The following is a 12,930-nucleotide window of genomic DNA, read 5'->3' as shown; positions in this document are numbered from 1 at the left end:
TCACCCCCTACGGGCGGCTCAGCGGCGGCGGGCGCGGGTGCGCTTCACCTTGAGCTCCTGGAAGCGCGGGACGTCGCCCTCCCGGATCCGCTGCCAGGCGCGGCGGTAGAGCTCGGCGGCCGGTTCGGCCGGTGCCAGGACGCCCAGCAGCGGGCGGCCGCCGTGGGTGAGGCCGTACATCGGCAGCTTCCACTGCTCCACCGGCAGGGCCGGGGAGGGCATGTCGGCCCATCCACCGGGGAGGAACAGCGAGCGTCCGGCGCGGCTGCGGTCGGCCGACACCACCAGGTCGGTGGCGGCCAGTTCGGCGCGGGCGGCCTTGAGCCGGGCCGGCTTCCAGCCCGTCCACCGGGCGGTGTTGCGGTCGGTGGGGTCGGGCATGGCGAGCAGTGCCAGGTACAGGGCGGCCGCGTCGGCGCCCAGCCCGTACTCGGCGCCGACCTCGGCCACCAGCTCGGGAACCGATCGGCTCGGGTCCTGCGGCCACCAGGTGCCCGCCGCGTCGACCGTGCCGGCCGCCGGGGCGCCCGGGTCGGCGAGCAGGGCGGCGAAGCGCGGGTCGTGGGCGGTCCGCAGGGCCGTCTCGGCCACGAGGGGCTGCTGGTCGTCGCCGCGCAGCGCCGGCAGGTACGGGTCGGAGCCGGTGGAGTCCAGCAGCGCCGTCCGCACCGCCGGCTTGGGCTGTTCGTCGTGGGTGGCCATGACGACCGCGCCGTAGCGTTCGTAGCCCTCGCCGGTCTCGGTCGGGGTGCCGGCGGTCTTCCGGAAGTGCGACAGGCTGGTGTAGTGGCCGATCTCCAGGAGCAGGCCGGGGGCGGCGAGCCTCTGCCGTACGGCGGTCAGCGCGGGCGGCAGGGCCGCTCGTACGGGGTCCCCGGCCGGCAGCCGGTGGGCCAGCCATGCGCTCATCGCCACGGTCGCGGTCAGGACCTGTGCGGTGAACGGGTCGGTGGCGGGCTCGGCGGGCTCCACGTGGTCGCCCCTGACCGTCCACGGCACGTCGACGGAGAGCTCGCGGGAGGCGGCCGGGTCGAGGAGTGCGGCCAGTACCCGGGGTGCGGGCCATCCGCCGCGGACGGCGCGGGCGGCCTCCGTGGCGAGCCAGTCGGGTACGGGGGTGCGGCGGCCCACGCGCCGGTTCCACAGCTCGGCCGCGGCGGCCACGTCGGGGCCTTCGCTCCACAGCCGGGCGGGGTCGGCGGGCAGCAGGGCGGCGACGAGGGCGCGCCGGACTCCGGCGCCGAGGCTCCTGAGCTCGTCACGGGCGTAGGCGGCGTCGGTCGCCTTGACCCCGAGGGCCGTACGGGTCTCCGCGGGCAGGAAGTTGCGCTCGTAGCTGTCGAGGTGCGGGAGCCCGGCGACCACCAGGCGGGCGAGGGCGCCGGAGACCCCGGTGAGCCGGGAGAACTCCTCCGCGGCCTCCGGGCGGAAGGGTGCCGGGCCGTGCTCCGCGGCGGCCCCGAGGAAGGCGGCCAGCCAGCCCGGGTCCCGATCAGGGTCGCCGACGGGCCTCTCGCGGCGCACGGTGTAGGGGCCGGGGACGGTGAAGCGTCCGGTGGGGTCGTGCAGGAGGGCTCCGAACTCGTGGCCGTCGGGCACGGATTCGCCCTGCTCCGTCATGGCGAGCACGGCTCCGCCGCCCAGCGGCAGCAGGCTGCGGTGGTAGCGGTTGCGGTCGAGGCCGTCGGGCCCCGTGAGGTGGGCGTGGCCGAGGTGGACCACGACCCGGCGCCAGGTGCCGGCCGAGCCCCGGGCCGAGGCCATCCCGAGGGCGTCCACCTCGCCGAGCACGGCGAGGAGGGCCGTCCGCTGTTCACCGGTGGTCGTCGCGGCGACGGCCCGGTAGGCCGCGGCCGCGGGCTGGTCGAGCAGCGGCGTCCAGGTGAGGGTGTGGTACGGCAGGGCGGGGGTGTCGAAGTGGAGCTGCCCGGGCACGGCGGCGGCGTCGGTCGCGGCGCGGGCGGAGCCGAGGAGGCGCAGGGTGTGGTGTGCGCCGTCGCTGTCGTCGTCGTAGCGGTAGTGGTAGTGGTCGAGCAGGCCGCCCAGGGCGGCGGCGAGCAGCCGGTCGGCGGGCCCCCGCTCGCGGTCCTCGGCGGGGGCGGTGTCAGCGTCGAGCCGGGCCGAGATGCGGTCCAGGGCCTTCTGCTGGACGAGGGCGAACCGCAGGACCTCGACGATGCCGCCGATCAGCTTCGGGTCGGTGACCTGCGGCAGGGCCGCGCTCACCACGTCCGGCAGCTCGGTGGCCTTCGACACGGCGGCGGCCGCCTTCAGGAGGGCCCCGACGGTCTCTCGGTCGGCCGTGCGCAGCGCCGCCGAGCCCTGCGGGTCGCGCGGGCGCAGTGCGTACCAGTGGGAGAGCGGCGGGAGGTCCACGCTGCCGGTGCTGAAGGGCGTGTCGTGGCGGTCGTTGCGGGTCTGGGCGGTGACGACGCCGTCGGGGTCGGTGAGGGTGAGCGAGCGCCAGCTGTGCGAGAGGGCGCGCGGGCGGTCGTCTCCCGGGAAGGCGAGGGCCGCCACCGGCTTGTCCCCGCCCTCGGGGACGGTGACGGTGCGTCCGCCGGTGTCGGTGCCGGCCCAGCCGTGGTCGGGGAGGCGTACGGCGTGCCAGCCGAGGAGGCCGTCGACGGGTGCGCCGAGCACGGAGCCTTCCACGGTGGGCGTGGGCAGCAGCCGGCTGGAGTACCCGGAGGAGGCGTTCCCGTTGTAGGCCCTGGTGGTGTCGGTGAAGAAGGCGGGCATGGAGGAGCGTCCGTGGGCGCCGCCGACCGGGTCGTATTCGAGCCAGCCGCCGTCGTGGCCGCGGTCGCCCTGGCGCCACACCCAGTACGAGGTGCCGTCGGACAGGAGCGGCCGCTCGTCGGGCAGCCGGGTGTCGCCGCGGTGCAGGACGCCGCCGCCGGTGGTGCGCCCGCCGCCGGGCAGTTGCAGGGAGAGGTGGTCGCTGCGCAGGGACCAGTAGTTGCGGTCGGTGTCGAGGGTGAGGACGGTGCCGGGCGAGGAGTGCCAGTAGCCCTCGACGCGGTTGGCGCTCCAGTCGGACCAGAAGACGAGCAGTTCGCCGTCGACGTAGTGGAATCCCATGCGGCGGTGGGAGCCCGCCGGCACGCGCAGGTCGTGGGTGAGGACGGTCGAGTCGGCGTCGATGACGCGGACCTGGGTCGCGTTGGCGACGATGAGGTACGGCCATGCCTCGACGATGGTGAGGCCGTTCCTGTCCTTGCCGGGGGTCAGTTCGGCGATGGCGCTCTCCCAGGAGGGCCAGGCCAGCTCCTCGAAGAGGCCGCCGCGCAGGGTGCGGGCGAGGGTTTCCCCGAGGTCGGCGGCGGCCGCGGCGGCGACCTCCTCGGGGGCGAGGGCCAGTGCCTCGGCGGGCAGCCAGGTCAGCCGCTCGATGGCGTCGGGGACGCCGGGCAGGCCGGCGGCGACGGACGCGCGGGCGACGTCGACCATCCACTCGGTGAGCAGCGGGCGGGCGCCGGGCGAGGCGGCGACGAGCCGGACGATGTCGGCCCCGCCGCTGCCCAGGTTGTTCAGCGCCCGGCGGAAGGCGGGCCGGAAGCGGGGGTCGGCGGCGACCGCGGCCAGGTCGCGGCGCTCGTCGCGGCTGGACCAGTCCGACAGGTTCAGCGTGTCGTGGCGGTGCCGCTTGTCGTCTTCGTCGGGCGAGACGACCGGGATGTCGAGGGTGAGCAGCAGGTCGAGGAGGTCGGCGTCCAGGACGCCGACCTTCAGGCCGGCCTCCCTGCCGGGGCGGGCGAGTTCGGCGCGCAGCCGCGGGGCGCACCGCTCGACGAGGTCGAGGAGGACCCGGTTGCTGGGGCGGCGTCCCCAGCCGGAGTGGCGGGCGGTGTGGAAGCGTTCGAGCCAGCCGGCGGCGCCGTCGGCGCAGCGCTCCTCCTCGGGCAGGTGCTCGTCGGCCAGTCCGGCGGTGGCGCCGGACTCCTCCAGGATGTCCAGCCACAGGTCGGTGAGGTCGACGTCGCCGCTGGGCGGGGTCAGTCCGAGGAGCGTGCCGCGTACGGCGGGGACGCGGCGGGCGAGTGCGGTGAGGGCGCTGCGGTGGGCCTTCCACCAGCCGATGGCGGCGCGCAGGGTGGCGGGCAGGGGCAGCAGTTCGGCGAGGTAGTCCTGCTCGGGTTCGGTGCCGGTCAGACCGGCGGCGCGGGCGAGGCGGCGCAGTTCGACCGCGGCCTGCGCGGAGGGCGGCAGTCCGCCGGCGGTGCGGCGTACGCACAGGCGGCGGAAGCGCTCGTAGGCCTCGTCGGGGCTGACGCGGACTGCCAGTGCCTTGCCGTAGCCGGAGAGGACCTTCACCGGCAGGGCGCCGGCCAGCGCGAATTCGAGGAAGACGGAGTCGAGGCGGTCCTCGTCGACGGGCAGGCCGTACTGGGCCTCGGCGCTGCGGGCGCGGCCGAACAGCTGGGCGGCGTAGGTGGTGTTCTCGACGGCGAGGAAGATGCGTGCCGCCTGCTCGTGGAAGAGGGGCAGGAAGTGCGGGACGGACGCGGCGAGGCGGTCGGCCAGTTCGAGGAACGCGTCGAGCGCGGCCTTGGGCTTGGTCTTGGCCTGGCGGGCGATCCGGTCGAGTTCGGGGACGACGGCGAGGGCGTGGTGGCCGTCCTCGGGGTGGTGCACGAGGACCCATTCGGGGAAGCCGAGTGCCTGGCGGCGGCTCAGGCCGATGACGGGCGGCTCGCCCTCGTCGCGTACGAGGCCCAGGAAGCCGGCGGCGAGGTCCTCGGCGGCGCCGAGTTCGGCGGCGGCGAGGCGGACGACGACGCGGTCCTCGTCGAGGCCGGGGTGGCGGTAGGTGCGGGCGGTCAGGTCGACGGCGTCGGCGCCGGCCCCGGTGGTGCCGTTGGGGAGGACGGCGCCTGCCTGGAGCAGCAGTGCGGTCTCGGTCGTCGTCCCGGTGTCTGTCAGGTTGCCGCTCATGCGTTCCCGCCCTCCTCGATCTTGCGCCCGGCGTAGAGTGCCGCGGCCATTCGCATTCCCTCGGACCAGGCCACCGGTCCGACCTTCGCCAGCGTCACCGTCCGGCCGTTCTCGTCGTGCCAGCTCAGCGCGCCGGTGGTGGTCTCGTCGTCGTAGTAGGGCTCGCCGATCCACACCGCCGCCTCGGTGCCGGTGCCGGCTCCCGCGTCGCGGACCTTGCAGGTGGCGTAGCCGCCGGAGACCCGGTAGCCGAGGGCGGTCGCGCGGGCGGCGAGGCTGAAGCGGGTGGGGAAGACCCCGCCGGCGTAGTCGCGGACCTCGGTGGCGGTGGCGGAGACCTCGGGCTTGAGCCAGGTGGCGCGGTGGATCTGCTCGACCTGCTGCACGATGCCCAGTTCGGCCGCGAACTCCCGTACGTCGTCCAGGTCGGGCAGCAGGACCGGGTGGGGCAGGGTGACCGTGCGCGGCGAGAGCCGCACGGTCTCGCCGTCGAGGTTGACCACCTTCAGCTCGCCGTCGGCGGTGGCGTCCCGCAGGAAGCCGACCTCGTCGGGGTCGTCGCCGACGACGGCCAGGTCGCGCAGGGCGTTCTGCCAGGCCTCGTCGGGCCAGACCCGGGCGAGCAGTTCGGTCGGGACGGGCAGCGAGGACACCATCCAGCCGTCGACCTGGGCGACGCAGGCCGCCGCGTGCCGGTCGAGCCATTCGGCGAGCCGGCGCAGCCGGTCCACCTCGGGGTGGTCCTTCAGTGCCTTGGGCAGCGTCTTCAACTGCCGTCCCGCTGCCCGGCCGGTGACGGACCTCGCCGCCACCCTCCCCTCCACCAGGGCGATCTCGTACCCCTCGCCCGCCGCCAGCCATGCCATCAGACTGTGCCCCTCCGCCTGTTCCGTACGTGTTCCGGCGCAGCTCTGACAGGGGGGACCAAACCCCCCTGAGCTGCGGTATGCCGGGAGACTAGCGAGGGCCACTGACATCGCCCGCCGGAGGGGGCGCCGTAGGTTGAATGTCCGGTTCTGGGTAGGCTTTCGCGGACGGTGGCGGAGCGGTTCGGGCTCGGGGTGGGGTTATGGGACGTCAGATACGCGTACCGGGTGTGCTGCTGGCCGCCCTGCTGCTGGCGGGCGGCGCCGGGTGCTCCGGTCCGGCCGGTACGGGCTCGCCGGCCGGCGGGGACGCGAGGCCGCAGCCGTCCGGCTCCGCGCCGCCGCCGGCCGGGGCGCCGGGCGGCGGGGACGTGCTGCCCGGCATGGTCACCACCGCCGTGGCCCGCACCCGGTTGGCCGCGCTGAAGGTGCTCCGGTGGGGACGATGGCCGGCTACAGCCGGGCCAGGTTCACGCACTGGGCGGAGCAGGGCGACAAGTGCGACACGCGCGAGACCGTCCTCGAACGGGACGGCGCGGGGGTGAAGCGGGACGGCGAGTGCCGGGCCGTGTCCGGGACGTGGAAGAGCCTCTACGACGGGGTGACCGTCACCGACGCGGGCCAGCTGGACATCGACCACATGGTGCCCCTCGCCGAGGGCTGGCGCTCCGGCGCGTCCGGCTGGGACGCCGCCCGCCGCAAGGCCTTCGCCAACGACCTGGCCCACCCGCAGCTGCTGGCGGTCACCGCGGCCTCCAACCGGTCGAAGGGCGACCAGAGCCCCGACCTGTGGCAGCCGCCGGACCGTTCGAGCTGGTGCCAGTACGGGCGGGCCTGGACCACCGTCAAATCCGCGTACGAGCTGACCGTCACCGAGCCGGAGAAGAAGATGCTCACCACGATGCTGGACACCTGCGCCTCGTGACCGGCGCCGAGCAGTGGCAGGACGACGTGCCCGCCGGACCGGGCGGTGTAATGACCGACGAGGTCGGCATCGTCACCGGCCCGCTGACCGTGCGCACCACGGTGGCCGGCGGGGGGCTGGTGCGGTTCGAAGTCCAGTACAAGGACGCCGACGAGTGGTACACCCTCACGGGCAGCCCCCGGCCCGGTCACGGCGCCCCGGCCGCCCTGCACGCGGCGGCCGTCGCCGCGGTCCGGGCGGGCGGCGGCGCCGTGGCCCCGCGGACGGGTTGAGCCGCGCCGCCAGGCCCGGCGCGGGCCCTGCGGCGCGTCCCCGCTCCCCCGTCCGTGCCCGCCGTGCCGTGTCCGGTCGGGCCGTCAGGCCTCGTACTCGGTGAGGTCGATGCCGTGGACCTGTACGGCGTGCCCGTACCGGGGGTGGGTGGTCTCGCGTTCCCGCACCATGTCCAGCTTGCGGGTCACGTTCTCGGAGGCGGTGTCGCCGAGCCGGTGGACCGCGACGACGCGGTCCAGGCCGCGGTCCTGCAGGGCAAACTCCAAGGTGGCGTGGGCGGCTTCGGAGGCGTAGCCCTGGCCCCAGTACTGGCGGCCGAGCAGCCAGCTGATCTGGACGTCGGCCCGTGCGTCGGGCAGGTCCTCCAGGACCGACAGGCCGACGGCTCCGATGAGCTCGCCGGAGCCGAGGAGCTCGACGGCGAAGAGGCCGAAGCCCTCCTCGTCCCACTCCTCCTCCCAGCGCTCGATCGCCTCGGCCGTCTCGTCGAGGCCGAGTGTGGAGCCGTCGCCGACCCAGCGCATCACCTCCGGGTCGGCGTGGATCTCGGAGAGGGGGACGAGGTCGTCGTCGGTCCAGAGGCGGAGGAGGAGTCGGGGGGTGCGGATCTCGGTCATGCCGCACATCCTGCCGAAACCCGCCGGGCCGGCGGTAATCGGCCGTCGCCGCCCGCTCCCCGGACACGGCCGGGGCCGGGCGGGCTACGGGGTGTGGAAGCGGACCTCCGGGGCGTCGGCGGAGGGGCCGTCCAGGACGGGCCGGGACTCGCCGCGCAGGTACCGGTCGAGGAAGGCGCCGAGGTAGCGGCGGGTCAGTTCGACGGAGCGTGCGCCGGGCAGCGGGCTGTCGGGGTCGTTCAGGCCCAGTTGCTCGCCTATGGCGGGGAAGTCGCTGAAGGTGAAGTGGCCGGAGCCGTCGAAGGTGATCCAGCGCTTCCAGCCGTCGAGCAGCGGCCAGTCCCTGTCCCAGCTCTCGTTGCCGCCGGGGCCCCGCTCCTGGGCGCCGAGGAGGAGGAAGGGCCGTCCTCCGAGTCCGGTGGCGGGCACGGGGGTGGCGTTGCCCCCGTCCATGTTCACCCCTGCGCGGATCCTCGGATCGGCCGCCATCGCGGCTATCGCCGAGGCGCCGCCGATGGAGTGGCCGGCCATCGCGATGCGGCCGGGGTCGATCAGGCCGGCGTGCCGCCAGGCGGGGCGGGGCCCGGTGAGGCGGTCCAGCAGGAAGGACACGTCGCGGGCACGGTTGTCGCTGACCGCCCGCATACCCGTCTCCTCGGACCTGTCGCAGGCCAGGCAGGTGAGGACGCGGCCGCCGGGGAAGACGGTGCCCACGCTCTCGTATGCGTGGTCGGCCACGGCGACGACGTAGCCGCGGGAGGCCAGGTCCTCGGCGAGCGCCGTGAGGGTGGCGCGGTGGACGGTGAAGCCCGGTGAGAGGACGACCAGCGGGTGGCGTCCGGGGAGCGGGCGGGCGCCGCTGCGGGACGCGCTCGCGGTACCGGCCAGGGTCTCGACGGGCACGGCCTGTTCCAGTCCCCTGTCGACGAGGAGCAGCCGGGCCTCCTCGCGGGTGAGGTAGCGCGCGGCGCTGCCGGTGTCGCGCCGTGCGGGGTAGCGCATGGTGACCATCAGTTCGCGCGGTCCGGAGCCCGCCCAGGGGTCGGTCCGGCTGCGGTCCACCAGGTGCAGGTCCTCGCGGCCGACGGCGAAACGGCCCGTGGGGCGCGGGAGTTCGACGGCGGTCCGACTGCGCTCGGCCGCGGACGGCGGCGCGGACGCGAGGGCCGACGGAGAGGCCGACGCGGCGGCGGTGCCGGCGGCGGCGAGCGGGAGGGGCAGGAGCAGGGCGAGTAAGGCGGCGGCGCTGGCTGTGCGGCGTCGGGTCATGCAACCGACGCTACGGGGCGTGGCCTGGCAGGTCGTCACCTTGCCGGTTGATCCGTGGCGTAGCCCCTGGGGAGGGTTGCGCGCCGCGTGTCACTCCGAAGTATCAGTACCTGCGGGAACGCTGATGGCCCGGAGCTTTTCCCGCAGGTAGGTGTGGGAGTCGACGGGGTCGTGCAGCACCCGGCCGATGGGGGCGGGGAGGGATTCCACCCGGGTGTGCGCGTCGCACTCGTAGAAGTAGACGAGGGAGATCAGCTCCTCGGCGGGGGCGTCGGCGGGCGGGGGCAGCACGCGGTGGCGGCCGGCGCGCCAGCGGTCGCCGGTCCAGCGGGCCATCAGGTCGCCGATGTTGACGGTGAGCGCGGCCGGGTCGTAGGGCGCGTCCTGCCAGCCGTCGGCGTCGGTGTGGATCTGCAGCCCGCCCGAGCCGAGCTGCCGGTCCAGGACGGTGACCGTGCCGAAGTCGGTGTGGGCGCCGATGCGGAACTGGCCCGGCAGGGGGGTGCCCACGGTCTGCGTGCCGGGGTACCAGTTGAGGTTGAACCCCCAGGTGGGGTGGCCGGTGTGGCGCGTGAAGAGGTCTTCGTCGAGCCCGAGGGCGGCGGCGAGGAGTCCGAGGAGTTCGTCGGAGAGGGCCCGCATCCGCGCCAGGTACTGCGTGACCAGCGGGCGCAGCTGCGGCACCTCCTCCGGCCAGGTGTTGGGCCGGAACCACTCGGCGTCGACGGCGGGCTGCCCGGTCGGTTCGTCGGCCGCGAAGGACAGGGACTCCTTGAGGTCCGGCGGCGAGGCGGTCCCCTCCGCGTAGCTGTTGGCCTCGGCGCCGGGCCCCAGCCAGCCCCGGCCGCCGACGGTGACGGCGTACGGCTCCTTCAGGGCGGCCGGCAGCCGGAAGAACGCGCGGGCCGCGTCCCGGATCCGGGCGGGGAGCGCCGGGTCGACGCCGTGGCCGGTCACGAGCAGGAATCCGGCCGCGCGGAGGGCCTCGTCCACGCGGGCGGCCGTACCGGCCCGTTCCTCCGGCCCGCCGGACCGCCACGGCCCGAGATCGATCACGGGAACCTGGGATGGGGCCATGGGAGACCTGCCTTCCGACGCCGCACGGTGCGTTACGGGGGCGAGGCTATCGCCGCGGACAGGAGGGCGGGACCGGAACGGTGCGTAATTTCCGGCCACCCTCTGTGCGCATCGGCCGTCTCAGGTCGGGTGGATCGTCCCGAAAAGGACCAGAATGGAACGATGGGTGCCTCAGGGACGGAGCGTGCGGTGGAGATTTCGACACGGGAGGTCTTCGGGGCTCCGTGCTGGGTGAGCCTGATGACGCGCGACCTGGAGGCGGCCCAGCGCTTCTACCGTGCGGTGGCCGGCTGGCGGTTCCGGCCGGCCCGCCTCGGCGCCGCCTTCTCGGTGGCCTTCCTCAACCGTGTCCCGGTGGCGGGCATCGGGGCGCTGGCCGCGGATCTCGGGGTCGCGGCGGCATGGACCCCGTACTTCGCCGTGGACGACGCCGACGTGGCGGTGGACCGCATCCGTGAGCGGACGGGCACCATCGCGGTCGGTCCGGTCTCCTTCGAGTCCGGCGGCCGCGCGGCGCTCGTCGCCGACCCGGACGGTGCGGTCTTCGGCATCTGGGAGGGCGACGTGGCCGCGGACTGGCGGGCCGGCAAGGGTCCGCTCCCGGCCTGGCTGGAACTACGTACCCGCAACGCCCTCGACGCGGCGATGTTCTACGGCGCGGTCCTGGAATGGGCCACCGACCGTCCGGGCTGCTGCGAGGTCTCCTACGAGGAGGACCAGGTCGTCCTGCGGCAGAACGGCGAGCCGGTGGCCCGCCTGAACAGCGGCCCCGTCGAGCTCGCCGCCTACTCGCCGCACACCCGGCCGCGCTGGCACGTGCATTTCCGCGTGCCCAGGCTCCGGCCGGCGATCGAGGCGGCCGTCATGCTCGGCGGGCGCATGGTCTCGGACATCACCTCGAACGCCCTGGAGCGGTGGGTGACGCTGCGCGACCCGGACGGGGCGCTCTTCACCCTCACCACCGAGCTGCGGGCGGACTCCGACGAGGACCTCGCCCGGCCGGGCCTGTACTGACCGGCCGGGTGCCTGCGCCGCCGGATGGGCCGACGGTGTGATGACCGCGGACGCCCGGCAGCGCCCGCCCCCACCCGGGCCGGTTCGCGGCGCATCACCTTGGGGGACGGTTCGAGATGCGGGTGCACGGCGGGGCTGGTTCGCTGAATCCGCCCGCTCTCCCCCACAGTGCAAGGAGCGATCATGAGCGTTTCAGGCGAGTCCCGCGGCCGGTCCCAGCAGATGCGCACCAAGGCCAGGGAGCTCAACGAGGCCGCCGAGCGGTCCACCGATCCGGAGGAGCGCCGCCGGCTGCAGGAGAAGGCCCGCCGTCTGCAGGAGCAGAGCGAGCAGGAGAGCCGCATGGACGACCGGGGCATGGACCCCATGTAGCCTGCGCGGCCCCTCCCGGCTCACCGGGCCCCGGCCGGTGGCCGCCGCGACGGGCGTCGCGGCGGCGGCCGGCCGCACGGCCTACAGCCGGACCTTCCACTCCACCGTGGTGCGCAGCGTACGGGCGGTCTTCGGGTCGCGGACCGAGGGCGTGCGGTCCTCGGCCGTCACCGACAGGCGGTGGGTGCGCAGGTCGAAGAGCCGCAGCTCGGCCACGGACACCTCGGTGCGCCCCTCGAAGCGCCGGACCTCCCTGCCGTCCAGGTACCAGCGGACCACGAGCTGCCGGCCCTCCGCTCCGGTCAGCCTGGGGACGGCGACCTTCGCCTTGTGGCGCATGCGCAGGGTCCGGTCCGTCGGAGTGAGCGCGGTGGCGGCCTTCGCGTGCCGGTAGAACCCCGCGATCATCGATTCGACGCCGGGCAGGTTGAACGGCTTGCCCAGTAGCCGCATCAGCGAGTTGTCGGTGGGCCGGTACAGCCCCGTCACGTAGTAGTTGCCGCCCTCGTACGCCCCGACGGTCCCGCCGTCGGGCGACTCCTCGCCGAGCCAGCGGTACCACTTGGCCCGCTGCGCGGCCATGCGGTCGGCGGTCAGGCCGGAGCTGTTGGACTCGCCGGGCTCGGGCCCGGTGTACTTCTCGTAGTCCGGGACGCCCGGGTAGAAGTACTCGTCGGCGAGCTTGCCCAGCGAGTGGCCGGTCTCGTGGATGGCGACCTGGCCGGACTTCGGGTGGCCGGCGGAGGCGGTCGATATGCCCTCGTAGCCGAGGGTGGCGCTGGGCTCGTTGTAGCCGGCGCCCCCGTACTTGGCGCTGTTGGCCAGGACGATGACCAGGTCGGCCGCGGGCGCCTTCGCCACGTAGGCGTCGACCTTGGGCTGGTCGATGCAGAGCAGCCGCTCGATGCCGTCGCACCAGAAGTAGGAGCCGAGGGCGGTGTCGCGGGCGGTGGCCTGGTCCGGATCGCCGGAGACGCCCGATTCCCGGGAGACCGCGTCGACGGTCCAGAGGTTGAAGAGGCCGCGGTAGGTGGTGTACGGCTCGACGGCCGCCACCTCGGCCCATTTCTGCTCGGCGTCCGCGCGGAACCGGGGCAGTTCCGCCGCGGTGTAGCCGTCGCCGATGACGACGACGTCGAGCCGGTCGGCGGTCGAGCCGTTGTCGATGATCTTGGTCACCTCGCCGTCGGCCGACCGCTCGGCCTCGGTGAGCCGGCCCGGGCTCTTCGCGGGGCTCCCGGCCGACGGGACCAGGATGTGCCCGGATCCGGCGTCGCCGCCCTGTTCGGGCCCGGGGACCTCGACCTTCACCCGGCCCCCGGCCGGGCCGCCCGCCGCGGGCGCCGCGGGCGCCGTGTCCGCCGCGCCCGCCGGGCCGGCGGCCACCAGCGCGGCGGTCGCGCAGACCATCGCGAGCGCCGCACGCACCGGACGCCGTGTCCGCCGCCTTCTCCGCCTGAACGCGCCTGTGACCGGATCCATGAAGTCCTCCCCCGGGAAAGGAAGTTAAGCAGATTGATAAACGCATTGAATCGGCTGCTTAAACTAGGCGGCGCGCGGGAGGTGCGCAATGGCGTAC

At 74.7% G+C, this 12,930-nt stretch carries 11 protein-coding genes; 4 read left to right on the top strand and 7 right to left on the bottom strand.

The genetic code is table 11. From position 1 onward, the window contains the following. Positions 1-18: 18 nt before the first annotated feature. From BSL84_RS32435 to BSL84_RS36715, 3 genes are all read right to left on the bottom strand, one after another. On the bottom strand, positions 19-4,938 hold the full coding sequence (locus BSL84_RS32435) for a DNA-binding protein (RefSeq protein ID WP_075971811.1): 4,920 nt from the start codon (positions 4,936-4,938) through the stop codon (positions 19-21). Then, positions 4,935-5,804: a DUF4132 domain-containing protein gene (locus BSL84_RS32430; RefSeq protein WP_030029790.1), complete on the bottom strand. Its 870-nt coding sequence runs from the start codon at positions 5,802-5,804 to the stop codon at positions 4,935-4,937. The genes BSL84_RS32435 and BSL84_RS32430 overlap by 4 nt, the downstream gene beginning before the upstream one ends. A 211-nt stretch (positions 5,805-6,015) precedes the next feature. Further along, positions 6,016-6,189, bottom strand: coding sequence for a hypothetical protein (locus BSL84_RS36715; RefSeq protein ID WP_199838821.1), 174 nt, complete (start codon positions 6,187-6,189; stop codon positions 6,016-6,018). 60 nt (positions 6,190-6,249) lie between these two features. Between BSL84_RS36715 and BSL84_RS32425 the strand changes: the two genes are divergently transcribed. Both BSL84_RS32425 and BSL84_RS32420 read left to right on the top strand, forming a co-directional pair. Continuing rightward, on the top strand, positions 6,250-6,729 hold the full coding sequence (locus tag BSL84_RS32425) for a GmrSD restriction endonuclease domain-containing protein (protein WP_324616569.1): 480 nt from the start codon (positions 6,250-6,252) through the stop codon (positions 6,727-6,729). Continuing rightward, a complete protein-coding gene (locus BSL84_RS32420; RefSeq protein WP_324616563.1) occupies positions 6,726-7,001 on the top strand; it encodes a hypothetical protein in 276 nt (91 codons plus the stop codon). The genes BSL84_RS32425 and BSL84_RS32420 overlap by 4 nt, the downstream gene beginning before the upstream one ends. 84 nt (positions 7,002-7,085) lie before the next feature. Here BSL84_RS32420 and BSL84_RS32415 read toward each other — a convergent pair whose 3' ends face one another. The 3 genes from BSL84_RS32415 to BSL84_RS32405 all read right to left on the bottom strand — a co-directional run bounded on the left by BSL84_RS32415 (position 7,086) and on the right by BSL84_RS32405 (position 9,965). Further along, positions 7,086-7,619: a GNAT family N-acetyltransferase gene (locus BSL84_RS32415; RefSeq protein WP_030029703.1), complete on the bottom strand. Its 534-nt coding sequence runs from the start codon at positions 7,617-7,619 to the stop codon at positions 7,086-7,088. Between the two features lie 84 nt (positions 7,620-7,703). After that, positions 7,704-8,888, bottom strand: coding sequence for an alpha/beta hydrolase family protein (locus tag BSL84_RS32410; protein WP_075971810.1), 1,185 nt, complete (start codon positions 8,886-8,888; stop codon positions 7,704-7,706). A 90-nt stretch (positions 8,889-8,978) separates the two neighbouring features. Further along, positions 8,979-9,965, bottom strand: a complete 987-nt coding sequence (locus BSL84_RS32405) for an isopenicillin N synthase family dioxygenase (RefSeq protein ID WP_030029701.1) — start codon at positions 9,963-9,965, stop codon at positions 8,979-8,981. A 240-nt stretch (positions 9,966-10,205) separates the two neighbouring features. Between BSL84_RS32405 and BSL84_RS32400 the strand changes: the two genes are divergently transcribed. Together BSL84_RS32400 and BSL84_RS32395 are read left to right on the top strand one after the other, a co-directional pair. Continuing rightward, the gene (locus BSL84_RS32400; protein WP_075972352.1) at positions 10,206-10,979 is read left to right on the top strand and encodes a VOC family protein; all 774 of its coding nucleotides are present in this window, start codon (positions 10,206-10,208) and stop codon (positions 10,977-10,979) included. A 183-nt stretch (positions 10,980-11,162) separates the two neighbouring features. Then, positions 11,163-11,351, top strand: coding sequence for a DUF6381 family protein (locus BSL84_RS32395; RefSeq protein WP_030029698.1), 189 nt, complete (start codon positions 11,163-11,165; stop codon positions 11,349-11,351). An 81-nt stretch (positions 11,352-11,432) separates the two neighbouring features. On the opposite strand, the gene BSL84_RS32390 is transcribed toward BSL84_RS32395, so the two are convergent. Further along, positions 11,433-12,761, bottom strand: coding sequence for a M64 family metallopeptidase (locus tag BSL84_RS32390; RefSeq protein WP_075972351.1), 1,329 nt, complete (start codon positions 12,759-12,761; stop codon positions 11,433-11,435). Between the last annotated feature and the right edge of the window lie 169 nt (positions 12,762-12,930).

The sequence above is a fragment of the Streptomyces sp. TN58 genome, from assembly GCF_001941845.1.
In the GTDB taxonomy this organism is placed as follows: domain Bacteria; phylum Actinomycetota; class Actinomycetes; order Streptomycetales; family Streptomycetaceae; genus Streptomyces.
This window is presented reverse-complemented; position numbering and strand designations above follow the sequence as displayed.

Excerpts from the sequence above, each read along its gene's own strand:
- BSL84_RS32435 (WP_075971811.1), bottom strand. The coding sequence starts at position 4,938 with ATGAGCGGCAACCTGACAGACACCGGGACGACGACCGAGACCGCACTG.
- BSL84_RS32430 (WP_030029790.1), bottom strand. The coding sequence starts at position 5,804 with ATGGCATGGCTGGCGGCGGGCGAGGGGTACGAGATCGCCCTGGTGGAG.
- BSL84_RS36715 (WP_199838821.1), bottom strand. The coding sequence starts at position 6,189 with ATGCCGGGCAGCACGTCCCCGCCGCCCGGCGCCCCGGCCGGCGGCGGC.
- BSL84_RS32425 (WP_324616569.1), top strand. The coding sequence starts at position 6,250 with ATGGCCGGCTACAGCCGGGCCAGGTTCACGCACTGGGCGGAGCAGGGC.
- BSL84_RS32415 (WP_030029703.1), bottom strand. The coding sequence starts at position 7,619 with ATGACCGAGATCCGCACCCCCCGACTCCTCCTCCGCCTCTGGACCGAC.
- BSL84_RS32410 (WP_075971810.1), bottom strand. The coding sequence starts at position 8,888 with ATGACCCGACGCCGCACAGCCAGCGCCGCCGCCTTACTCGCCCTGCTC.
- BSL84_RS32405 (WP_030029701.1), bottom strand. The coding sequence starts at position 9,965 with ATGGCCCCATCCCAGGTTCCCGTGATCGATCTCGGGCCGTGGCGGTCC.
- BSL84_RS32400 (WP_075972352.1), top strand. The coding sequence starts at position 10,206 with ATGACGCGCGACCTGGAGGCGGCCCAGCGCTTCTACCGTGCGGTGGCC.
- BSL84_RS32395 (WP_030029698.1), top strand. The coding sequence starts at position 11,163 with ATGAGCGTTTCAGGCGAGTCCCGCGGCCGGTCCCAGCAGATGCGCACC.
- BSL84_RS32390 (WP_075972351.1), bottom strand. The coding sequence starts at position 12,761 with ATGGTCTGCGCGACCGCCGCGCTGGTGGCCGCCGGCCCGGCGGGCGCG.